Here is a 21,608-nt window from a genome sequence, read left to right on the forward strand (position 1 = left end):
CGGACCCGAACAGGGTCTCTGCCGTACTCAAAGCGGTGCTGTTGGACGGACTCAACCCGCTCGACACGAAGACCGAGCATGGCCCTGCTGTGCTGGTTGCAGGGTATGAATACGGCGCTGCTCCGGCTGCCTTGCGCCGTGAACTGGTCGGTATGGCGTCTGACCGGCTGCCATTAGAACGCGGCTCCGTGCAACGCCTGGCTTCCTACCGGTTGCCGAAAATCTCCGCCGATGAGGTGCGCTGGATGCTGCACCGGGTGGGGCTGACCGCACAAATCGTGGCACATCCCAAGGGTGTCAAAGCCCTCCTGAAAAATGACGGCGAAACATGGTCCCGATCTGATGTTGCTCGGCTCAAGATTGCCCGTGCACTGTTGGGCAACCCATCGCTGGTGGTACTGGAAAATATTGACGCCGCACTCGACGAGCAAGGGCTGATTATGTTGCGGAAGCTGCTGGACGAGTATCCGGGAACGGTGTTGTTCTCATCTTTGGTGCCGCAGCGACTCTTTGCTGAATCTGAAATGCGGCGCTGGCCCCTAGACGGGTAAGTGTTTTGAGCGGGTGACGGGAATCGAACCCGCGTATCTTGCTTGGGAAGCAAGCGCTCTACCATTGAGCTACACCCGCATACCTGACAGCGGACAAGACCGCCATGGTCATAGGTACCTGAAATAGTTTAACACCTCTTTGCGCCCTTGCGGGGATTTCGTCCTGGCCGTGCGATTTGCCCAAGGTGAAACTGAAGACTCTATGTGACGCATTTTATTGTGTTCCCTAGGGGATAGGGGAGAATACTAGGCATGACTTCGGCACCATCGACTCCACGTATCCGCGCCTCAGAACTGGTTGGCGAAACCTGGTTCAACATTGGCGATCAAGATCTGAGCCTGAAAGATCTTCGCGGCAAGATCGTTATCCTCGACTTCTGGGCATTTTGCTGCGTGAACTGTTTGCACGTCCTGGATGAACTCCGCCCGCTGGAAGAAAAATACTCCGATGTGCTCGTAACTGTCGGCGTGCATTCACCAAAATTTGATTACGAAGCGGAAACCTCTGCAGTTGCTGCAGCCATTGAACGCTACGACATCGCTCACCCGGTACTCAATGATCCGGAATTGATCACCTGGCAGGCCTACACCGCCAGAGCTTGGCCGACCCTGGTGGTTGTGGATCCAGAAGGTTACGTCGTGGCCCACCTGACCGGTGAAGGCCACGTCTCCGGACTGTACTCGCTGATCGACCAGCTGGTCGAAGAACACGATGCCAAAGGCACACTGCATCGCGGCGAAGGTCCGTACGTGGCACCGGAACCGGTAGCCCGTGACCTGAAGTTCCCGGCAAAAGCCATTGCCTTGGGTACTCGCGGTAGTCAAGAAGGAAGCTTCCTTGTCGCAGATACCGGCCACCACCGACTCGTGGAAGTCGCCGATGATCTAGAAACCGTGTTGCAAACCATCGGTGGTAACGGCACAGGTGCTGCCATCTCTGCTGAGGCTGCCGTGGCGGACCCGGAAAGCATATCGGTGCGAGGCTATGAAGACGGTGGCCGCGACATGGCCTTGTTCAATGAGCCCCATGGCCTGGCGCTGCTGCCGGCCGAGATAGCTGCCAAAGTCGGCTATGACTTGTTGGTAGCAGATGCGGTGAACCACCGGTTGCGTGCTGTGAACTTGGCAACCGGTGAAGTTTCAACGGTTGCAGGCAACGGCGTGCAGCGGTTGATCGACTCTGAACGCGTACAAGACGAAGCCGGGCAGTCCGGTGACGTCGAGCTGGCGCCATTTGATGCCGGTGCGCTGGACACCTCATTGTCGACGCCGTGGGATGTGCAGTATTCCGAGGCTGAAGAAACCGCGATTATCGCCATGGCTGGAACCCACCAGTTGTTCTCTTACCACCCGGTGACCGAGCAGCTGGCCGTCTACGCTGGTACAGCGTTGGAAGGCCTGTTGGATGGACCTGCCGATGAAGCATGGTTTGCTCAGTCCTCAGGCCTATCATTCGATGCGGAGGGCAACCTGTGGATCGCCGATGCTGAAACATCAGCGATCCGCTATGTTGTGCCTTCGACCAAAACCGACTCCAAGAAACCCGAAGTTGGCACGGTGATCGGCACCGGGCTGTTCGACTTTGGTTTCCGTGACGGAACTCCGGAAGATGCACGTTTACAGCACCCACTAGGGGTCACCAACTTACCTGATGGTTCGGTCCTTATCGCCGACACATATAACCACGCGATCCGTCGTTGGGCCCCAGAAACCATAAACCCCGATGGCACAACCAAACCCGCTGAAGTGACCACCGTGGCACGAGATATAGAAGAGCCCTCCGACATTTTGGTGGAGACCGACGCGCAGGGGCATGCCGTGTCGATCGTGGTGGTAGAAACTAACGCCCACCAGCTTGTGCGGATTAGCGTGCCCGAGAAATTCCTGCACGTGGACGAGGGAGCCAAGCAAGCGCAGCGTCCAGCAACCAAACTGGTAGCCGGCGATGTACCCATCAACATCTCGTTTTCAGCGCCGAAAGGTCAGAAACTGGACGATCGCTGGGGCGACCCAACGCAGTTGACGATTTCCTCGACGCCGGAAAACCTCCTGCTGGAAGGTGAAGGACGCGAAACCGGATTGACCCGTCAACTGAAACTCAACCCAGAGGTGTCCGAAGGCGTATTGCACGTGACCGCCCGTGCTGCGGCCTGCGACGGCGAACATGGTCAACCCATTCCGGATTCGGCAGCCTGCCACCTCTACCAACAAGACTGGGGTATTCCGGTAACCCTCCACGCGGATACAACCAATGGTGCCCACGCCACCCTCGATCTTGATTTGCGCGGCATCCACTAAATCAGACCTCAACACCGACGTCCGATCGGGATAGACTGATACGTAAGAACGTGTCGTCTATCCTGATCGGATGATTGTTTATGGCTACCCTCATTGCGCACAGTAACGAAGCTTCTACTGCAGCCTTTGCACAGCACCTTGCGAACACACTGGGGGAGCAGCGCGGGGTGACCACCGCTGTTACATCGTTGGCGAGAGCCAGCCGCTATGTTGATACGGTCGAAGCCGTTGTCGTTGTCGCACCGGCAGAAGACGCAGCATTTCATCGGGAAGCCCGGGTCTTTATGGCTGCTCACCATGCCGAACTAGCCAATAAGTCCTTATTCATCGCCGGGCTGGGGACACGTCCACAGCCCACGAAATACCAATTGCAGGCCATGGATGCCTTTGGACCGCGTGACACCGCATACTTTCGCACCGATGCGCTGGATGAGTCAGCGGTCTCGAGCTGGGTCAACACGATTAACACCCGCGGTGCAGCCTAATTACTGCCATTCGGGTCTGACGCGCAGGTTTTCCGGTGTCAGTTCCAAATCGGCAGACATCTCAAAAACTTCTTCATAGTCTGTTGCTGCTTGCTGGCCAGAACCAATATCGACTTCCTGCGCTGACAGCTCTGCGGTCGCCATGATCCGATCTATAGCGGGCTCTGATCCATCCCAGGAATACTGCACTTCAAGCATACCGATAGACCACGACACGGTCTCGGGAACCACGCGGTTCGTTGTCTCATACCCGAAAGGGCAACCGGCCGGCTTCAAAACTGTTTGGCCGGTGCAACGTTCTAATTGCTGTTGGACTTCCCGATTGATCGCCTCATCGACGGCGGGAGTCAGCTCGACCTGAAACCCAAATTCAGTGGTTGCACCAGCAGCCAGGACGTCGGTGACAGCATGCGACTGGGTTTCTGCAGCCTCAAGATACGTCCCGTGGTATTCGAGCTCAATGATCGATGGCGCAAACGCAGCGAGGACGCCCCGTTCGCCGTCTTCTCCGAGTAACGGCGTCACTTGTTCGTAGATGTGGGCGACGGGCTCATCAGCTTTGGCGTCTTCCGGCATTCTCGAAGGTGCCAGTTCAACCTGCTGGAGCGGTGTCGGGTGCATTTCCCAATGATCAAAAAACAGCCAGGACGTGGCCGTTTTGTCCACCACGACACCGGTTGCTCGGGTCTGGTCTTCGGCGTCCCTGTACCGAATTTCCACGACCTGCTGGGTCAGATCTTCATCACGGAAGCTTTCGGGTACTGCAGCATCCACTGCGACAATTTCGGCGTCTTTCAAAGGGGCGGCGGAGGCAGCGAGGGCTTCACCATCGAGGAGCACCGTGGAGATGGTCTCCGGCGCTTCGTCGCTGAGATAGCCGGCGGAAACGGCCATGGCGGTATCGCCTTCGCCGGCTTTGAGCGCAGCGACGTAGTCTTTGACTGGAGCCTCTGCGTTATACACCGTCGCATTGAGAACTGTGATGACCGTTGCGGCAAGTACCAAGAGTCCCGCGGCGACGAGCCCCCAGAAATTCGGCCGTTGATAAACCGGCCGTTTTGCGCATGGTTTGGACACCGTTGTTTCCTTCGTCTGTGTGGCGATGTGTCTAAGCTAGCAGACCTGCGACGGCGATCATGGCGGGGATAGCAAGAATCGTCGTGATGAGCACTGTGTCTCTGGCAACGATCAAACCGGTATTGTATCGAGATGCCGAGACGAAGACGTTTTGAGCGGTTGGCAACGAGGCCAGCACGGTAGCGACCAGGATCCCCTCCGCATCCAGCTGGAAAACATAGGCGGACAACAACCATGCGGCGACGGGGTGGATGAGTAACTTGACGGCCGATGCCAGTAGGGTGTCACGGCGTCGTCCGTGCTTCTTATCCAATGGGCGAGAACCCACCAGCGAAATCCCAAACGCCATGAGCATGGACGGGATCGCAGCACCTGCGATGAGGTTGATAGATTCATCCAACGGTTCCCACAGCTGCCACTCGGTGATCGAAAATACCAGGCCGAAAGCTGAGCCAATAATCAGCGGGTTCCGTAAGACTGTTCCGAGAATACGTCCGAGACTGCGCCAGAACCCGGCCCGCACAACTTTGGTATCCGAGAGCCCTTGCCGAGCTTCTTTTGCCGTTTGACTGTCCAGAATAAAGACATAGATTGGCGTATAAATGGCCAATTGGAACAGAATGACCGGGGCCGCATAGCTGGCATCACCAAGCACATACGCGGCGATAGGCAAGCCAAGGTTCGCGGAGTTCATCAGCGATGCAGACAGTGCCGCAATCATTCGTTCCGAACCCTTGCGCTGAGTTTGGACAAAACGTGCGATCAGTAGATAACACCCTGCCGCTACACCAGCGGAGAGAGTGGCAATCCAGAGTTGTGGTCCAAGTACCAGAAAGACATCACTGCTCGACAACGTATTGAACAGCAATGCTGGTGATGCCACGAAGAATGCGACACGAGAGAGAACCGGCTGAGCATTGGGCCCCAGTACGCCAGCTTTGCCAACTCCATATCCAACAGCGATGATGAGCCAGATGATGAAGAAGCCTGACAGTACTTGTGCCACTGGTGCCTTTCTGCGGTCGGTTCACACTGCACGATCCGTATAGTTCTGAGATTAGCCTGATCTAGGTTGGAACGATACGCGTCCCAGATACCAAGGCGAGGAACCGATGGCTGAGCAACGAGACACGCAAACCAGAATCTGGTGGTTGTCTGGGACATTGGCCATTCTAGGTGCAGCCATTGCGCTATGTGCCGCGGTTGAATTCTTTACCGCAACCCTCATCGCCGTAGGTTTAGGCATCGTGGTGACTGTGCGGCTCGGTATGCTGCTCGCTCAGGCGGACAAAAAGTCCACAATCACGGACAAGTTTTAGCTTGCAGTGAAATTCGCCCCAGTGCTTTGCTGCACTTGCGGGTGCTTTGCTGGTCGAGTGCGGTCGACGGAATGGCCAAATGCGCGCTGTTGCGTAATTCAAACCATAAAAGCCGCATGATTCTGCGGAATATTAGCCCAGCTTAACCAATTAGCGCATGCCTTATGTTCGCTAATTTGGCCAGCCCAAGTTGTCTAGATCCACTCGAGTGATCGCGCTATATTATGAATAGTTCAAAAAACTTCTTGAACGGCACTACAGAATTATCAGGAGGGAGCAGCTGTGGTACACATCCAGAATAAGAACGCGATTATTGGCGCACTGGTCGCTGTCGTCGCCGTCCTGTCTGCACTGGTCGTAGTCGCATCGATTACTCAGATGTACGCGCTTACCGTGGGGCTCATCGTGGCTCAGCTCGTCAGCCTCGGCGTTATCGGCTACATAACTTCGAAAGCACGGGAACAGCAACACGAACTGTTTTGCGCAAGCTTGACCGTGAGCAAATAGTCCGGTTAACCATAAGAGCGTGAGCAATCCACGCAAAAATACTAAAATTTCGGCCCCTGGTACTGATGTTCTGTACCAGGGGCTTGGTATTGTTGTAGCAAAACCATGCAATGGTCTACCGAAGGGTTGCTCATGTCTGAAAAACCTCAAGAAGGCCTCATTGTTCTCGGTGGCACGGGAAATCTTGGACAACAAGTGCTTCCGATCCTTGCTGATGCGGGGTACCACCTCGTGGTTTTCACGCGACACCAAGTCTCCGGTGCGCCGTTTGACCACCCTCGCATTAGCGTTGCTCTCGGATCACTTGATGATCCTGAGTTCATAGACTCGATGGTTACCACCGCTTTGCAGCACGCTCAGAAGTTGCGTGGCGCACTATTCCTTAATGGTGGTTTTGGCACAGATAATGGTATCGGCGCAGATGGGTTTACCGAAGAACTTCAGAAGCAATTTGAGATGAACGTTTATCCAACCACCAAGGTGCTGTCACGCATCCTGCCGCATTGGGCGGCTAACGGCGGCGGTCGCGTTGTGCTGACCTCGGCGACCGTGGTGGAGAATCGTTTCGCCAAGGGCGGGGCGTATGCCACCTCCAAGATGGCGGTGGACAGCTTAGCCCGACAAATTCAGCGCGAATACGATCCAGCAGTTGTCGACGTTCATGTTCTACGGCCCAAATTTATTGGCGACAAGCAGGGTCAAGACGCCCCGGCAGATCTGGCGCAAGAAATGTTGCAGGAGCTTCAGCGCAGTACTTAAGCTGAGCAGTGTGCTGAAGCCTTCAGGAAGGGCAGAAATGGCAAGGTCACTTACGGAATCAGAGCAGCAATTGATTAGTGCCATGATCACGAGCGCCAAAGCGGCTGATCCAAGCCGGTTCGAGGCTCAAGAGGTCTGGTATCAATGGCGGCAAGAATTGTTAGGCACTCTGGATCGGATCACCGTTGGGGCGTCATGTGAGTGCAACAAGTGCCCTTCGGTGCAACTGCTCCTCGATGGTCGGGTCGTCCCGGCAGGGGCGACACAAGTCATCCTCCAAGCCTTCATTTCAGAAGGCATCGTTATGCTGTTCATCGACGACGACGTGCCGTCGTATCTAGAGATCGCGCCGAACCCGGATGTGGAGCTCGATTTGCCAACGCAAGATGCGCTCATTTTCTAATTCGGGGGCGGGTTGTTTTGACGGTTTCGTGCCATAAACGTTTTCAGCACGGGTTCGTGGGATAGCGTTAAGGTGTGCTTTTATCAGACCGGGATATCAAAAAATCATTAGAGTCTGGGCGGATCGGCCTGGACCCTTTAGACATCGCAATGGTGCAGCCAGCCAGCGTTGATGTGCGCTTAGATCGTTTCTTCCGCCTATTCGACAATCACAACTACCCGTTTATTGATCCGTCCCAGGATCAAACAGGGCTTACCAGAATGGTTGATGTCGATCCAGATCAACCCTTCATCTTGCACCCGGGCGAATTCGTGCTGGGCTCAACGTACGAGCAGGTCACGTTGTCGGATGACGTCGCTGCCCGCCTTGAAGGGAAGTCTTCCCTTGGGCGACTCGGTCTACTCACGCATTCGACAGCAGGTTTCATTGATCCAGGTTTCTCGGGCCACGTGACATTGGAGCTCTCCAACATGTCGACGTTACCGATCAAGTTGTGGCCAGGCTCCAAAATTGGACAAATGGCGTTCTTTGCGCTGACCTCCCCATCTGAGCACCCGTACGGCACGGGCCCGAATCTTAACCGGTACCAGAATCAGCGCGGTCCTACAGCATCGAAGTCGCATCTGAACTTTCACCGTTCTATTATCGACCGCTAAACCTCCAACTGAGGAGTCTGGTGAGTGTGATTCCTCGGTCTGCTTGCCGGCAACAGCGGGAATATTTCCCAACACACCTGGACGTTGCGCTGATAACAGAATTGCTGCTCTATCGGGGCGCGAGCCGCTCCGGAGCGGCTTGCATAGTTCCCTTGAGATTGCACGATGACCCTCTACATGTAGTGTGATCGGCTTTCTGTAACCCCGAAATATCGCGGCACGAAGCATTTTACAGTGCGCGAAATAGCTCGAGATCGTACAGGGATTCATCAGCAGACACTTGGTCAACCATCGACAACAGAATATTAATTATTGCGATGTTCGTCATCAGGGAATCCATGAATAGACCTCACTAGAGCTGAAGAGACTTAACCTAAGCGTTACTGGCTGCGTCAAGTCATGCTTGCCTCCTTGTGAAGAGTCGTGCGGTCATTATGTAAGGTTAAGCAGGTGACCGTCCCCTTGACCTCACGGAGGCAACCTTGCTGATTGTGCTGCTCGCACTATTTTTGGTTGCTCTTGTCGCACCCCTGATTATTCACAGATCGGGACGTCAAGGTTTCCTTATCCTGGCCGCGATACCAGCAGCCGGTTTTATTTGGGTAGCTACCCAAATACCCAAGGTCCTTGCATCTGAGGAGCTCCTTGCGTCAGGCGCTGCTGCAGATCGCCACGACTCTTCTCTGGTGCAAACCTGGGAGTGGATTCCGCAGCTTGGAATACAACTTTCCTTTCGCCTCGATACTTTGAGTGCCTTCCTGAGCCTCATTGTTCTGGGTGTCGGTGCAGCGGTCCTGGTGTATTGTGCCCGCTATTTCCTTGCGGATGAACCACGATTGGGCACGTTTGGTGCGCAATTCATGGCATTTGCCGGTGCCATGTTTGGCTTGGTGGTTACCGATGACCTCATGGTGCTCTTCATCTTTTGGGAGATCACCTCGATTCTGTCCTTCCTGATGATTGGCTATCAGGCACACCGAATCTTTTCCCGACGTTCGGCCATGACTGCCCTGATCGTCACCACATTCGGTGGACTGGGCATGCTCATTGGTTTGGTGATGGTAGGCCACGCCGCTGCAACGTACCGTGTATCTGAAGTGATCGCCCAAGGCTCCGAACTACTCTCCGGGGACTTCTCTGGCGCCTACATGACCTGGGCCATCGGACTGATCCTGCTCGGGGCAATTACAAAATCCGCACAGGTGCCGTTCCACTTCTGGCTGCCTGCCGCTATGGCTGCCCCGACTCCGGTCTCCGCCTACTTGCACGCCGCAGCGATGGTCAAAGCCGGTATCTATTTGGTGGCCCGTTTCGCTCCCGCCTTTGCTGGTGAGACGATTTGGCACATCATGGTGCTGGGCATAGGGATGTGGACCATGCTGGTCGGAGGCTGGCGTGCGCTCCGGCAAACCGATATTAAACTCATTCTGGCCTATGGCACAGTCTCACAACTTGGCTTCCTGATGATTGCCAATGGCTTCGGTACCGTCAACGGTGCCATAGCCGGCCTTGCCATGTTGCTCGCACATTCGCTATTCAAAGCACCACTCTTCATGGTGGTCGGTGCGATAGATAAAATTACCGGAACTCGCGACCTCAATAAACTCTCCGGTCTTCGAAAATCCCAACCGGCGCTCTTCTGGGTCGCAGCAATCTCGTCGCTGTCCATGGCAGGCGTGCCTCCGCTGTTCGGGTTTGTTGGTAAGGAGACGGTTCTGCAGGCTGCCATGGATTGGGGCCTGTGGCGCAGTGACGCCCATACTTCGGGAGCGATTGGTGGGGAACCGAGCTTCTGGGGCGCCGCCTGGAGCTGGGCACCCCTGGTGGTAGTCGTCCTGGGATCCATTCTTACTGTCGCCTACTCCGCTCGATTTATGTGGGCTTCCTTCGCGAAGAAGAAAGCTCATACCGCCCACGGCGTGGTCCCTGTTCCACAGACTCCAGCGCTGCGGCGCTTTGGCCGTGTAGGTCTGTTACCAGCAGCAATTTTGGCTGCGGCGAGTGTCATCGCCGGCCTTGTACCCGGTTGGGTAGGCACGCTGCCCTATGCCTTCGGAAATACCTTCACGCCTGTGGGTGGCGAAGAAGCAGCGCCACTGGCTCTCTGGCATGGATTCAACATCGTGCTGGGCTTATCGGCACTGATTATCTTGGTTGGCCTGCTACTTTTCGTCGCGCGAGCCCGAATCACGAAGGCGCAAGAGAGCGTTCCGACATGGATTGATGCGGCTCGGCTCTACCGTTTGGTAATAGCTAAGCTCGACGACGTCGCAGTGTGGATCACCGGTCGTACCCAACGTGGTGACTTGTCGTTCTACCTGTACATCATCCTGGCTGTAACTGTTATCGCACCAATTTCGGTTATGTTTTTCCCATCGAATGTAGATGATTCGACCATATCGCTCCCTAACGCAGCGTTCTTTGGCGATTGGATGCTTACCGGCCATCCCATTTATCTCGTTGCTGCGGCCGTCATGATTGTCGCGGCCATCGCAGCAATCCGGGCCAAACGCCGTTTTTGGGCAGTCTTGCTTGTCTCGACCACCGGTTACGGCCTGGCAGCAATTTTCGCGTTCCAGGGATCACCTGACCTCGCGCTCACTCAGGTGTTAGTCGAGTCCGTGCTGACCGTAGCTATGGTGCTGGGACTGCGCGTCCTGCCACCTGAGATTCCCAAGACGCAAGAAAAGCACGATAACCAGTGGGCCCGTGCACTCCTCGCCATCAGCTTCGGCTTCACCATGATGTGGGTTGCCGCTACGGCGATGGCCTCACGCGTTGCGGACCCGATCTCCTTGGCTATGCCTGACCTGTCCTATAACGAAGGCGGCGGTACCAATATCGTCAACGTCACCCTAGTTGATATGCGTGCCTGGGATACGTTTGGTGAGATCACCGTGTTAGCCGCCGTGGCCACCGGTGTCGCCTCGCTTGTCTTTATTGCGGAACGCGAGCGGAAACGGCGCAGTATCACTGATGTTGCAACCGGATCGGTCGGACATTACAACATTACTAACTCTGCGATGAACGATACTGAAGTGCAAAGTTTTGCGAATTTCTTCAAAGTCCGTCGCCAACCATGGATCGTTGCTGGAGCCACCATGGCCCCGGAACGCCGATCGATTATTTTCGAAGTCATCACTCGACTGATTTTCCACGCGATCATCATGGTTTCGCTCTATCTACTGATCGCCGGTCACAACTTGCCCGGCGGAGGCTTCGCCGGTGGTCTGCTGGCCGGTATCGCGTTTGCCATCCGTTATCTAGCGGGCGGCCGTTACGAACTTGAGCAATCCTTCAGAGCCCCCGCCGGAGTCATCCTAGGTTCAGGGTTGGCAGTGGCTGCCATCGCTGGTCTGGTGCCGCTGTTCTTTGGTGGCGAAGTCTTCCAGGCCTACGACGTCGAAGTACTGTTGCCATTCTTCGGCCACGTGCACTTTGCCTCGGCCGTTGTCTTTGACATTGGCGTGTATCTGGTGGTCATCGGACTGGTCCTTGACGTCTTACGTTCCTTGGGTGCGGAAGTCGATGCTCGCTACGAAGTGGAAAGCCGTGACCGTACCGAAGCCGAACAGCGTATGACGGCAGCCCGTGCAAGCGCCATGACGCCAGGAGGTCACAGTGACGATTGATGCCGTGCTCTTGCTCATTATGGGTGTGATGTTTGCTGCCGCAGTCTATCTACTGATGGACCGAACACTGACACGCATCATGTTCGGGCTGATGCTATTTACCAACGGTGTCAACCTGCTGATCATCATTATGGCTGGCCCCGCAGGCCTGCCACCGATTGTCACCGACGGTGTGGCCGATGACGAATATCTCGACCCATTGCCGCAGGCGCTAACCTTGACATCTATTGTGATCAGCTTCGCGATTACAGCCTTCCTGCTGGCCTTGATTTATCGGTCCTGGGTTCTGGCTCGTCGCGATGAAGTCCAGGTGGACATCGAAGATATTCAGGTTGCCGAACAGCCGGCCTATGATGCCGAAGATGACGCGGAGCTGACAGAAGAGGAATCGGAATTCCTCGAGGACCATGAGGACCCAAATATTGATTATGAATTAACAACGCGAGATGAGCCCACCGTCCGGCCGCACGATCCGAAAGAAGGTGACCGTCGGTGAATGATTTCTCAGTTGTTTCGCTAGCGCCGTTATCGGTGCTGCTACCCATCTTGGGTGCTGCCATTGCCTTCACACTTGTGCGTCGGCCGATGAGTCAGATTGTGGTCACCCTGGCCACGATGGTTATCACCATGTCCTTGGAAATCTGGCTTTTAGTGGATGTCTGGATGAATGGGGGAGCCGAGGCCGTCTTATTGGGTGGCTGGGAAGCCCCCATCGCCATCTCACTTGTCGTTGACCGCTTCTCGGCCATCATGCTGGTCGTCTCTTCGGTCGTGGTACTGTCAGTGTTGTTGTTTGCTTCCGCACAGGGTCTGGGTGACGACGAAGCTCCGCAGCAGCCCGTCTCAATTTTCCATCCCACGTTCTTGATTCTGACCGCAGGCGTCTCCAATGCGTTTCTGGCAGGCGACTTATTCAACCTTTACGTTGGTTTCGAAATCCTCCTGACGGCCTCCTATGTGCTGCTCACCATCGGGGGGACCGGGCCACGCGTTCGTGCGGGTGTGACCTACGTGGTTGTCTCGGTCGTGTCTTCAGTCATTTTCTTGGTGGCTATCGCGATGATCTACGGTGCCACTGGTACGGTGAATATGGCCGATTTAGCCATGAAACTCGGTGATCTCGATCCAGATCTGCAGCAACTGCTCCACCTGATGCTCCTGGTCGGTTTTGGTATCAAGGCAGCGGTATTCCCCTTGTCCTTTTGGCTGCCGGACTCCTACCCAACTGCACCAGCTCCGGTTACGGCTGTCTTCGCAGGGCTGCTGACCAAAGTTGGGGTCTATGCGATTGTTCGTACCGAAACTTTGCTGTTCCCCGGCGACAGAGTCAACACATTATTATTGGTGATCTCCGGACTCACGATGATTGTCGGTATCCTCGGGGCATTAGTCCAGTTCGATATCAAACGTGTGTTGTCGTTTACCTTGGTATCTCACATCGGGTACATGATCTTCGGCGTCAGTGTAGCGAATCAGGTTGGGCTCACAGCCACAGTGTTTTACGTGGTCCACCACATCACGATACAAACAGCACTGTTCTTAGTGACCGGGCTGATCGAATACCGTACCGGTACGGCCAATGTCGATCGCCTCGGTTCGATGGCCAAAATTTCGCCGCTGGTAGCGATTCTCTTCCTTGTTCCCGCACTAAACCTGGGTGGCATCCCGCCGTTCTCCGGGTTCTTAGGCAAAGTCGGACTCATAGAGGGCGGTGTGGTCAACGGCTCGCCCCTGGCCTGGGTCATGGTTGCTGCATCAGTTGTCACGTCATTATTAACACTGATGGTGATGATGCGAATCTGGACACGTGTTTTCTGGCGGCCAATCGAAGATTCTGAAGATCCCGCAATGCGCGGTATGGAAGAGGCCAAACGGGCCGAGGCAAAAGCCACACCGCTGCGCACTGATTCCCGCGGCCTGGTTGTGCCAACGGTCGGTCTCGTAACGGTTGGTGTCGCACTGACCTTTGTTGCCGGACCGCTCTTCGACTTCGCCGATAAAGCCGCCAACGATATGATTCATCGCACCCCATATATCGAAGCTGTACTGGGTGAGGAAGCCGCCCAAGAAGCTCAACTCGAAGCAGACGTTTTAGAGGACTGGGGTATTTCTGGTTCTGATGGGGCTGGAACCCAGCAAGGTTCGGAAGGAGGCTCGGGTGACTAACGATCGTGAACATCATAAATCTGATGCTCAGAACAAGCCTTCGGCGATTGAAGACCGACAGTCACGGTTATCACAGTGGCCGATGATTGTGGCGCTCACCTTTTTGTGGGTGGCACTATGGCAAGACTTCACGCCGCCCACCATTGTGCTGGGTGTTGTCTTCAGCACGCTGGTCATGCTCCTCTTTCCGCTGCCGCCAGTCCCATTCGCAGACCGGCTCAATGTGTACCACAGCTTCACGTTCATTATGTACTTCTTATGGAAAATCACGGTGGCGACTTGGCAAGTAGCGTCTAAAGCGGTTTCACCAGGCCCCAACGTGATCAACTCCGTGGTTGCCGTTAAACTGCGTAGCCAGGACGATTTGCTGATGACACTCATCGGCCATGTGTACGCGCTCATCCCGGGCTCATTGGTTATCGACGTCGACCGACCATCGTCGACCCTTTTCCTCCATGTCATTGATGTTCCAGACGAACAGGCTGCTGAGGCTTTCCGGGTGGATTCGCTCGATATTGAAGCACGTATGATTCGCGGCTTCGGGTCCAAACGCGATTACGAGTTAATCCGAGCAGAGGATCAGTCCAATGAAGGCGTAGTCCGCCGACACTCCGAATTGCAAGCAGCGGAAGACTCAGAAGAGGAGGGCCAGACATGGACGTCCTAGAACTCGCCGGCTGGATCAGCCTGGTATTGCTAGCCATCGGTGCCCTCGGTGCGCTCTACCGGATCGTGTTCGGGCCAGCACTGCTTGACCGTGCGATCGCGGTCGATGTACTGCTCATTGCGTTGTCCTCAGGGCTGACCGTGTGGATGGCACTGCACGAATCCCTACACTTCATTATGCTTGTCGTGGTGGCCTCACTCATCGGCTTTATCTCGTCGACTACCTTGGCACGATTCACCGTTGAAGGTGCTCAAGCCAATCAGACAGAACCCGAACCGAAACAGCGACCGATGGGAGATGGTGGCCGATGAGCATTACCTTCGATTCCTGGTTGGACCTTGTGGCCGCGATACTGTTGGTGGTGGGCACATCGTTATCCGCGGTCGCTGGTTTTGGCCTGCTCCGATTTCCGGATGTGCTGTCACGTATGCATGCCGCGACGAAACCCCAGGTGCTGGGTTTGTTGCTGGCACTGGCAGGTTTAGGGCTAGCCGTTGGAAGCTGGAAGATATTGCCGGTGCTGCTTGTCGCCTGGCTCATGCAGCTCATCACCGCTCCCGTCTCAGCACATATGGTGGGACGTGCAACGTACCGTTCACACCACCTCAATCCGAAAAGCATTGCGGTGGATGACTTAGCCAAGGTCGTCAAAGAACAAGACCGACTCGATGCTGAACAAGACAACAACCCTCCTGCGGGCTAACGCTGACGCCGCAAGCTCCTGTCAAGTGCTAAGGATATTCGATGGCTTGGACACCTGCACAGCAGTCGTTTCTGGACGCACAGATGCGAAATGCACAGGGTCGCGGAGCACGATTTTGGGCAGTCGATAAGTTACTCCCGCCCGAAGAAATTGTGTACGACTACCTCACATGCACGCTTAAAAGCGACTCATTTCCACTGCTGATGGTCACGAACCGTCGGGTGCTCTATACCGAACGCAAACTGTTTCGAGGCTGGGTCATTGCCTCGGAACTGCCGGCGTACCAGGTTGCAGGTGCCTCATATGAACAGCGTTGGATTACCGGTCGAGTCCATGTGCATGGACGTGACGGCAGCAGGATCACATGCAAAGTCAGGTTGGGCCCTCAGGAGGCCGAATGGATTCAATACATGGTGACACTGATTAATCAGCTGGCCACAGGCAGAGGAACGGCCGGGCACTAGCCGGACGCTAGGGTGAACCATCACAATGGATACATGGATGCTATAGAACTCTTGAAAAATCTCGTCCGCCGGCCCCTTGATGCAGTCGATAACTTCTGGGCAGATCTTGATCCAAGCCAGCTCAATAGTCACCCGGGAGGCCACCCCAACTCCATTGCGTGGCTGATTTGGCACGCCGCCCGCGAAACTGATGCGCAAATTGCACAGTTGGCCGGGGCTGAACAATCTTGGACCGCCGAAGGTTTCGAAGACCGATTTGAGCTCTCAGACGTGAACCTGGGCACGGCTGACATCGGACTCGGTCAGTCTCGCGATGATGCATGGGCGGTGAAGGTCGAAGAAACCGCTGAGGGCAAAGCGTTACTCCGGGATTATGTGGAGACGGTTTACGATAAGTTCGCTGCCTGGGTGGAAACGCTCACCGAAGAGGATCTAGCCCGTGTCATTGATGAACAATGGGACCCGCCGGTGACCATGGGAGTCCGAGTTCTCAGCGTCATTGACGATGCGACCCAACACGTTGGCCAGGCCGCATACGTGGCAGGAACTGTGGAATTCGTCGACCTACCCCGTTCCTAGCTAAAACTGTATACCGGTCAGTTTTTCTGTCAGGTCCCACAACCGTTGCTGCACGTCAGGATCATAGGTCTGCGGGTGTGCTTGCGCTGGTTGCTGGATCGAGAAATACTGGCCGGTGACGTCTTCGAGTGCTGCAGATTCAATGAGTCGCAAGACCGCATCAACTCCGGTGTCTAAGTCGTCAACGGTGTGCCCGTAACCTTCGCGGACCATTCGGGTGGGCATTAAGGTGGCAGGATGCAAACTGTTGACCGTGATGACCTCGGCGGGAAGCCGGTTCGCCAACTGGAAGCCAGCGGCCACCATGGCGAATTTACTCTGAGCATAGGCTCGGTTGCCGGTATACCCCTCGGTGAGGTGCGGGTCGTCAAAATCTATGGGCTCTTGTGCCCCGGAAGCTACGTTGACGATCCGACTTGGTGCACCGGTCTCTAACAATGGTAGGAGGCGGAAGGTCAATGCAAAAGGTGCCAAATGGTTGATGGCCAGCCTCAGCTCGTGTCCGTCACTGGAAGTTTCCCGGTGGTCGGAGGCCCCTTTCCCGAGACCGGCGTTGTTGACCAGTACATTGAGATGGTCGGTGAGCTCGAAGATTTGCTCGGCCATCTCATCCACCTGCGATAAATCACTGAGGTCCGCTGTGACAAAATCGATGCTGGCGTTGAGCGGTTGCAGCTCGGCGGCAACGTCTTGTAACCGTGCTGGATCGCGGCCGTGCAAGATCAGGCGCCCTCCGCGTGCCGCTAGCGATTCGGCCACCGCCCGTCCCAGTCCGCTGGTGGCTCCTGTGATGAGTATTGTGCGATCGGGGTCTTGCATTACTAGGCTCCTTCAAATGGTCTAGGTTTCCAGGGTCGCTAGTCTAACGCGAACTGGCAGACCAGACTTCGCGCCATTTCTCTGCGAGCGAGGCGATCGACTCGTGGGCATTGAGTCCGCTGGGATCAGGCACGACCCATAGTTTGGTGTGGGCAGGCCAACCCGGCAGTTGGTCGGTGGGCTGTTGTCCCAGGGTGGCTTTGGGCTCGGCAAAGGCCCGCCGAAACGCGGTAATACCGGTAAAGGCGGCGGCTCGGGGCTGCAACAGACGCATACGTTGAATCAGGGCATCACGTCCGGCACGAAGCTCTTCGAGGCTTAGCTCATCAGCCCGTGAGCTCGGCCGGGCAATGATGTTCGTCAGTCCTACACCACGTTCGGCAAGCATCCGTTCATCGGCACGACTGATGCCTGCTGAGGCATTGATCAGGTTTGCTGTCACTCCGGCTTCGAAGAGCGATGGCCAGAATCGGTTGCCGGGACGACCGAAAGGTCCGTTTGCCGCTGCCGCCCATGGACTCGGATTGGTTCCAACGATGAGCATCCGCAGTATTCCAGCATTGTCTTCGTCGTTCGGATAGGGGAGCAGATCCTGGGTGGTCAGCTGTTGGGCGGTAGCTGCTGCGAGATCGGTTTTGGTCGGACGGCGACCCTGAAAGGTCGGCTCGCGACGCCATGGTTGCCAGTCGTTGGGTAAGACAGTATCCATATCCCCACCCTAGGTCTTTACCCGGTGATGGAGGTCGCTAGAGTGGAAACTATGCGTCATGATGCCGAGAATTTTTCCAAGTCCCCTGCACGGTCTGATGCCGTCTCACGGCCAGATCGTCCTGATCACGTGAATCCTTGGGCTATGCAATTGGTGATTCGTCGCAATAAACAGGATCCGGCAAACCATGTTGACGTGTTGGAAGCGGCGGCTACGGCTGTCGTCAGGTTGCTTGACGATCATCGGACAACTCAAGATACCAGTGCCTGGTCTGAGGCGGTCGCTCACTGGCGTGCGGGATGGATTAGGAAAGTGGCGCGGCGGGCTGAGAATAAACGCTGGGATGACGTTCAACAACTGGACGGCGTTAACGCGAGTTCGGGTACCGCGGAGGTACGAGCGCTTGTACCGGGTCCGGTGGCACCGCTGCCGCCTGAAGTGAAGAAGTTGCAGGTGGGCGGGACCGAATTCCCACGCTTGCATGACTCCCAGCACCACGACGCTGTTGTGACCGTCGAGCTCACACCGTTTGCCGACTTGTCAACGGGCAAAGCAGCAGCCCAAGCTGGTCACGCAGCGCAAATTGCCTATGAACGGCTGACCGCTAGTGCACATACCGGTGACCCGGCAGCAGCCCAGATTCTTGATGCTTGGTGCCAGGATGAATTCCGTATCCGGGTGCAATTACCGTCCACATCGCAGTGGTCAGCGGCGGAGCGCCCGGTGCGGGTCATCGATGCGGGATTGACCGAAGTTTCCGGAGCCACAGAAACCTCGCGGGCTTTTTGGTGAGCTGCCAAGAGTCGCCTTAACGCGGTCGGTGCCAGAGAAAAATCCTCTGGCACCGATCATTTTCGTGTCAAGCGTGGCGTTTAGACTTCCGCTTTGCCGAGTTGCTTGGCTCGTTTATTACCGGAGTTTGACATGGCCTTATTGACCAGGCGCTGTGAACCGACCTCGAGTAGGGCTGAAACCCCGGCCGAGATCGTGGCGAAGGTGACGACGCGCAATAGCGTGGCCTGATCGTCGTCGGTGGTTGGGGCTTCTTCATCACCGGTTGCGGTTTTCCAGATCGCTTCGACCGCGCGGGTGGCCACAAAGCCAGCCCCGATCGAAACTCCGGTGCGCAATAGGCGTTGGACTACATCATTCATGGTTGTGCCTTTCTGCAGATTCCGGTTCTAGCTTAGACGCTGTGTGAGGTAGTTGTAACTGGTGCGTCACGGGATGTTTTTTCGTCGGCGCGTTCGTCGTGCGCTTCGGTGAGCTTGGTTCCTTCGACGTCGACATTCGGCAGAATCCGGTCCAACCATTTTGGCATGTACCAGGCGGCCGGTCCGAGCAAGTGCATCAGCGCAGGTACCAGCAACATGCGAACCAGGAAGGCATCGAAGAGCACGCCGATGGCCAGGCCGAAGCCAATCGGGCGAATGTAGGGGTCATCGGCGTAAATGAACCCGCCGAAGACGGCGATCATAATGATGGCAGCAGCGGTGACGACAGAGCGGCCAGCGCGGAAGCCCTGCTGCACGGCTAACCGGGCTTCGGTGCCGTGTGCGTAGGCTTCGCGCATCCCCGAGGAGATGAACAGCTGATAGTCCATGGCCAGCCCGAACAGCACACCGATCATGATAGTCGGTAGGAAGGATAGGACCGGCGATGGGTTGTGGACCATAAAGGTTTCACCAAACCATCCCCACTGGTAGATCGCTACGACCGCACCCATCGCGGCTCCCACGGACAGCACGAAACCGCCAGAGGCGATCAGGGGGACAACCAGTGAGCGGAAGACCAGGACCATGATGATCAATGACAGACCGACCACGACACCTAAGTACAACGGCAGGACATCGGCGAGGGCAGCGGAGATATCGATAATGCCCGTGGCGTGGCCAGCCAGTGCAAGGTTGGTGACTTCGCCTGGCGGATCGAGTTCCCGCAGCTCGTGGACGAGCTGAACCGTCGATTCATGGTTGGCATCCTCAACTGGAATGATCTGGAACATGGTGCTGTCTCCGGCCTCGTTTTCACCTACCGGCACGACATGGGCAACGTTGTCCAGCGCTGAGATTTGTTCGGCTTGTTTAACCGTGGTTTCCAGGAGTTCCTCTTCGGAGAGATCTGCTGGAATATCGGCGACGCCCACAATGGGGGCGTTGGTTCCGGCACCGAAGTGTTCGGCTTGTGCTGCATACGCCTGGTATTCGGCTGTATCGGGGGCCTCTGCTGAACCGTCCGGGATACCCAGGCGCATGGAGAAGACCGGGATGGCGATGATCGCCAGGACGGCAACGGCACCGATGGTCGACAATACGGCGCGGGTGTTGGACATGCGTTTGAGCTGCTTTTTCGGTTGGCTGTTTGGCACCTCGTCAGTGAGCCTACGACGCTCGCGCTTGGAGAGTGCACGGTGACCCAGCAATGAGAGCATGGCCGGGGTCAGCGTGATCGCGACCAGCACGGCGACGACGACCACAAATCCGCCTACGGTTCCCATCAACCCGAGGAATGGAATGCCGGTCAGATTTAGGGCAAACAGGGCGATGACGACGGTGGCGCCGGCGAATACCACGGCGTTACCCGACGTGCCGTTGGCCATGGCAATCGAACGATGTATCGGCATCCCGGATTTGAGTTGGGTTCGATGTCGGTGGACGATAAACAACGCGTAGTCGATGCCCACGGCAAGACCCAACATGACACCCAGAACCGGGGTCACTGAGTTCATTTCGAACAGCGATGAGAAAGCCAGTGCGGTCAGCGCTCCAACACCAACGCCGACCAGGGCGTTGATCAGGGGGAGCCTGGCGGTCATGAAGGTTCCAAGCATGACCACCAGCACGATTCCGGCGACAACCAGGCCGACGACTTCAGCCCAGCCGAGCACATCAGGAACGGCCATGGAAATTTCCTGGGACGGCAGCACTTCGACGCCCTCGATAGTCCGGTCGGTCAGTGCGGCGACCACCCCTTCTCGGACCGGGGTGGAAACATCCATGGACTGGTCAACAAATTGCACGGTAGCAATGGCAGCGGAATCGTTATCGGACACCACAGAGTAGTCGTTGGATGTCTCGAGTAACCGGTCGCCAAGGTCAGTCAGGGTTTGGCCTTCTTCGACCTCGGTGAGGCCTTCTTCATAGCTCTCCCGTTCGTCTTCCAACTGTTGACGGCCTGCTTCAAGTTCCTCTCGTGCTGCATCAAGCTGGGCCTGCTGTGTGGCAAACTGCTCTTGCGCTGCGGTCTCGGGCATACCCGCGGCGGTGGCCTGATCTATCCCGGCGTCAAGTTGTTCTTGAGCGGCGTCGAGGTCCTGTTCGGAGGAATCTAACTCGGCTTCGGCTGCGTCGAATTGCTCGGGTGCACCGTCTAGCTGTTGTTGTGCATCGGCAAGTTCTTGCCGTCCGTCTTCCAGCTCTTGCTGCTGGTCAGACAGTTCGGCGTCGATCTCGAACGGGTTGATTACGCTCTCGACACCGGAAACATTTTCTGTAGCTTCTAGGACGGCCTCGATGTGTTCGCGCTGGTCTGCGGTGAAAGGCGAACCATCTTCAGCTTGGAAGACGACGTTTCCTGTGCCGCGGGCGGCTTCGGGGAATTCTTCTTCGAGCCGGTCGGTTGTTTGGGCCGTCGGCGTCCCCGGGATATCCACCGTGGAGACGAGCGTTCCCCCAAGGGTCAGGAACGAGCCTGCGGCAATGGCCAACAGCACGAGCCAGGTAAAAACTACCGCGAATGGTCTTTTAGCGGCACTGGAGCCGAGACGATACAGAAGCTTTGCCATGATCACCCTTGAAAAACCCAATGAGAAGGG

Annotated in this window: 22 protein-coding genes, 1 tRNA gene and 1 pseudogene; 17 read left to right on the plus strand and 7 right to left on the minus strand. The window is 56.2% G+C overall.

All coding sequences use genetic code 11. From position 1 onward, the window contains the following. Positions 1-551 (plus strand): annotated as a pseudogene (locus L0H14_RS05660) (ABC transporter ATP-binding protein); the annotation flags it as partial. Between the two features lie 8 nt (positions 552-559). Here the strand turns inward: L0H14_RS05660 and L0H14_RS05665 are convergent. Beyond that, positions 560-630: transfer RNA gene (locus L0H14_RS05665), tRNA-Gly, on the minus strand. A gap of 173 nt (positions 631-803) precedes the next feature. On the opposite strand from L0H14_RS05665, the gene L0H14_RS05670 reads away from it, so the two are divergent. Next, positions 804-2,849, plus strand: a complete 2,046-nt coding sequence (locus L0H14_RS05670) for an NHL domain-containing thioredoxin family protein (protein WP_301418047.1) — start codon at positions 804-806, stop codon at positions 2,847-2,849. Positions 2,850-2,929: 80 nt separating this feature from the next. Beyond that, on the plus strand, positions 2,930-3,334 hold the full coding sequence (locus L0H14_RS05675) for a flavodoxin domain-containing protein (protein WP_301418049.1): 405 nt from the start codon (positions 2,930-2,932) through the stop codon (positions 3,332-3,334). Here the strand turns inward: L0H14_RS05675 and L0H14_RS05680 are convergent, their stop codons facing one another. Next, complete coding sequence (locus L0H14_RS05680) at positions 3,335-4,411, minus strand: hypothetical protein (RefSeq protein WP_301421482.1); 1,077 nt, start codon at positions 4,409-4,411, stop codon at positions 3,335-3,337. Between the two features lie 31 nt (positions 4,412-4,442). Beyond that, positions 4,443-5,417: an AEC family transporter gene (locus tag L0H14_RS05685; RefSeq protein WP_301418053.1), complete on the minus strand. Its 975-nt coding sequence runs from the start codon at positions 5,415-5,417 to the stop codon at positions 4,443-4,445. 106 nt (positions 5,418-5,523) lie between these two features. Between L0H14_RS05685 and L0H14_RS05690 the strand changes: the two genes are divergently transcribed. From L0H14_RS05690 to L0H14_RS05750, 13 genes are all read left to right on the plus strand, one after another. Beyond that, positions 5,524-5,730, plus strand: a complete 207-nt coding sequence (locus tag L0H14_RS05690) for a hypothetical protein (RefSeq protein ID WP_301418054.1) — start codon at positions 5,524-5,526, stop codon at positions 5,728-5,730. A 282-nt stretch (positions 5,731-6,012) separates the two neighbouring features. Next, positions 6,013-6,237: a hypothetical protein gene (locus L0H14_RS05695; protein ID WP_301418056.1), complete on the plus strand. Its 225-nt coding sequence runs from the start codon at positions 6,013-6,015 to the stop codon at positions 6,235-6,237. A 132-nt stretch (positions 6,238-6,369) separates the two neighbouring features. Beyond that, positions 6,370-6,996, plus strand: a complete 627-nt coding sequence (locus L0H14_RS05700) for an SDR family oxidoreductase (RefSeq protein ID WP_301418058.1) — start codon at positions 6,370-6,372, stop codon at positions 6,994-6,996. Between the two features lie 37 nt (positions 6,997-7,033). Further along, on the plus strand, positions 7,034-7,399 hold the full coding sequence (locus L0H14_RS05705; protein ID WP_301418060.1) for a hypothetical protein: 366 nt from the start codon (positions 7,034-7,036) through the stop codon (positions 7,397-7,399). 74 nt (positions 7,400-7,473) lie between these two features. Continuing rightward, positions 7,474-8,055: a dCTP deaminase gene (dcd, locus tag L0H14_RS05710; RefSeq protein WP_301418061.1), complete on the plus strand. Its 582-nt coding sequence runs from the start codon at positions 7,474-7,476 to the stop codon at positions 8,053-8,055. A gap of 491 nt (positions 8,056-8,546) precedes the next feature. Further along, positions 8,547-11,687, plus strand: coding sequence for a Na+/H+ antiporter subunit A (locus L0H14_RS05715; protein WP_301418100.1), 3,141 nt, complete (start codon positions 8,547-8,549; stop codon positions 11,685-11,687). Beyond that, the gene (locus tag L0H14_RS05720) at positions 11,677-12,183 is read left to right on the plus strand and encodes a Na(+)/H(+) antiporter subunit C (protein ID WP_301418063.1); all 507 of its coding nucleotides are present in this window, start codon (positions 11,677-11,679) and stop codon (positions 12,181-12,183) included. Before L0H14_RS05715 ends, L0H14_RS05720 begins: the two co-directional genes overlap by 11 nt. Further along, positions 12,180-13,853 (plus strand): Na+/H+ antiporter subunit D, encoded by a 1,674-nt coding sequence (locus L0H14_RS05725; RefSeq protein ID WP_301418066.1) that lies wholly within the window; start codon positions 12,180-12,182, stop codon positions 13,851-13,853. The genes L0H14_RS05720 and L0H14_RS05725 overlap by 4 nt, the downstream gene beginning before the upstream one ends. After that, the gene (locus L0H14_RS05730) at positions 13,846-14,520 is read left to right on the plus strand and encodes a Na+/H+ antiporter subunit E (RefSeq protein WP_301418068.1); all 675 of its coding nucleotides are present in this window, start codon (positions 13,846-13,848) and stop codon (positions 14,518-14,520) included. Before L0H14_RS05725 ends, L0H14_RS05730 begins: the two co-directional genes overlap by 8 nt. Beyond that, positions 14,508-14,831 (plus strand): monovalent cation/H+ antiporter complex subunit F, encoded by a 324-nt coding sequence (locus L0H14_RS05735; protein WP_301418070.1) that lies wholly within the window; start codon positions 14,508-14,510, stop codon positions 14,829-14,831. The genes L0H14_RS05730 and L0H14_RS05735 overlap by 13 nt, the downstream gene beginning before the upstream one ends. Beyond that, a complete protein-coding gene (gene mnhG, locus L0H14_RS05740; RefSeq protein WP_301418072.1) occupies positions 14,828-15,223 on the plus strand; it encodes a monovalent cation/H(+) antiporter subunit G in 396 nt (131 codons plus the stop codon). Before L0H14_RS05735 ends, mnhG begins: the two co-directional genes overlap by 4 nt. 41 nt (positions 15,224-15,264) lie before the next feature. Then, entirely contained in the window at positions 15,265-15,687 is a 423-nt protein-coding gene (locus L0H14_RS05745) for a PH domain-containing protein (protein ID WP_301418074.1), read from the plus strand. 33 nt (positions 15,688-15,720) lie between these two features. Continuing rightward, positions 15,721-16,266 (plus strand): DinB family protein, encoded by a 546-nt coding sequence (locus L0H14_RS05750; RefSeq protein WP_301418075.1) that lies wholly within the window; start codon positions 15,721-15,723, stop codon positions 16,264-16,266. Here L0H14_RS05750 and L0H14_RS05755 read toward each other — a convergent pair whose 3' ends face one another. After that, a complete protein-coding gene (locus tag L0H14_RS05755) occupies positions 16,267-17,085 on the minus strand; it encodes an SDR family NAD(P)-dependent oxidoreductase (protein ID WP_301418078.1) in 819 nt (272 codons plus the stop codon). Between the two features lie 43 nt (positions 17,086-17,128). Then, positions 17,129-17,794 (minus strand): mismatch-specific DNA-glycosylase, encoded by a 666-nt coding sequence (locus L0H14_RS05760; RefSeq protein ID WP_301418080.1) that lies wholly within the window; start codon positions 17,792-17,794, stop codon positions 17,129-17,131. A gap of 51 nt (positions 17,795-17,845) precedes the next feature. Between L0H14_RS05760 and L0H14_RS05765 the strand changes: the two genes are divergently transcribed. Continuing rightward, positions 17,846-18,586, plus strand: coding sequence for a peptidyl-tRNA hydrolase (locus tag L0H14_RS05765; RefSeq protein WP_301418082.1), 741 nt, complete (start codon positions 17,846-17,848; stop codon positions 18,584-18,586). Between the two features lie 80 nt (positions 18,587-18,666). On the opposite strand, the gene L0H14_RS05770 is transcribed toward L0H14_RS05765, so the two are convergent. Beyond that, positions 18,667-18,948 (minus strand): DUF4235 domain-containing protein, encoded by a 282-nt coding sequence (locus tag L0H14_RS05770; protein WP_301418084.1) that lies wholly within the window; start codon positions 18,946-18,948, stop codon positions 18,667-18,669. A 32-nt stretch (positions 18,949-18,980) separates the two neighbouring features. Continuing rightward, the gene (locus tag L0H14_RS05775) at positions 18,981-21,578 is read right to left on the minus strand and encodes an MMPL family transporter (RefSeq protein ID WP_301421483.1); all 2,598 of its coding nucleotides are present in this window, start codon (positions 21,576-21,578) and stop codon (positions 18,981-18,983) included. Positions 21,579-21,608 lie beyond the last annotated feature (30 nt).

Source organism: Yaniella sp., assembly GCF_030453185.1.
In the GTDB taxonomy this organism is placed as follows: Bacteria; Actinomycetota; Actinomycetes; order Actinomycetales; family Micrococcaceae; genus Yaniella.

Bases quoted from the DNA above. Each gene is read 5' to 3' on its own strand.
- L0H14_RS05670 (WP_301418047.1), top strand. From the start codon at position 804: ATGACTTCGGCACCATCGACTCCACGTATCCGCGCCTCAGAACTGGTT.
- L0H14_RS05675 (WP_301418049.1), top strand. From the start codon at position 2,930: ATGGCTACCCTCATTGCGCACAGTAACGAAGCTTCTACTGCAGCCTTT.
- L0H14_RS05690 (WP_301418054.1), top strand. From the start codon at position 5,524: ATGGCTGAGCAACGAGACACGCAAACCAGAATCTGGTGGTTGTCTGGG.
- L0H14_RS05700 (WP_301418058.1), top strand. From the start codon at position 6,370: ATGTCTGAAAAACCTCAAGAAGGCCTCATTGTTCTCGGTGGCACGGGA.
- L0H14_RS05705 (WP_301418060.1), top strand. From the start codon at position 7,034: ATGGCAAGGTCACTTACGGAATCAGAGCAGCAATTGATTAGTGCCATG.
- L0H14_RS05735 (WP_301418070.1), top strand. From the start codon at position 14,508: ATGGACGTCCTAGAACTCGCCGGCTGGATCAGCCTGGTATTGCTAGCC.
- mnhG (WP_301418072.1), top strand. From the start codon at position 14,828: ATGAGCATTACCTTCGATTCCTGGTTGGACCTTGTGGCCGCGATACTG.
- L0H14_RS05745 (WP_301418074.1), top strand. From the start codon at position 15,265: ATGGCTTGGACACCTGCACAGCAGTCGTTTCTGGACGCACAGATGCGA.
- L0H14_RS05750 (WP_301418075.1), top strand. From the start codon at position 15,721: ATGGATGCTATAGAACTCTTGAAAAATCTCGTCCGCCGGCCCCTTGAT.
- L0H14_RS05755 (WP_301418078.1), bottom strand. From the start codon at position 17,085: ATGCAAGACCCCGATCGCACAATACTCATCACAGGAGCCACCAGCGGA.
- L0H14_RS05760 (WP_301418080.1), bottom strand. From the start codon at position 17,794: ATGGATACTGTCTTACCCAACGACTGGCAACCATGGCGTCGCGAGCCG.
- L0H14_RS05765 (WP_301418082.1), top strand. From the start codon at position 17,846: ATGCGTCATGATGCCGAGAATTTTTCCAAGTCCCCTGCACGGTCTGAT.
- L0H14_RS05770 (WP_301418084.1), bottom strand. From the start codon at position 18,948: ATGAATGATGTAGTCCAACGCCTATTGCGCACCGGAGTTTCGATCGGG.
- L0H14_RS05775 (WP_301421483.1), bottom strand. From the start codon at position 21,578: ATGGCAAAGCTTCTGTATCGTCTCGGCTCCAGTGCCGCTAAAAGACCA.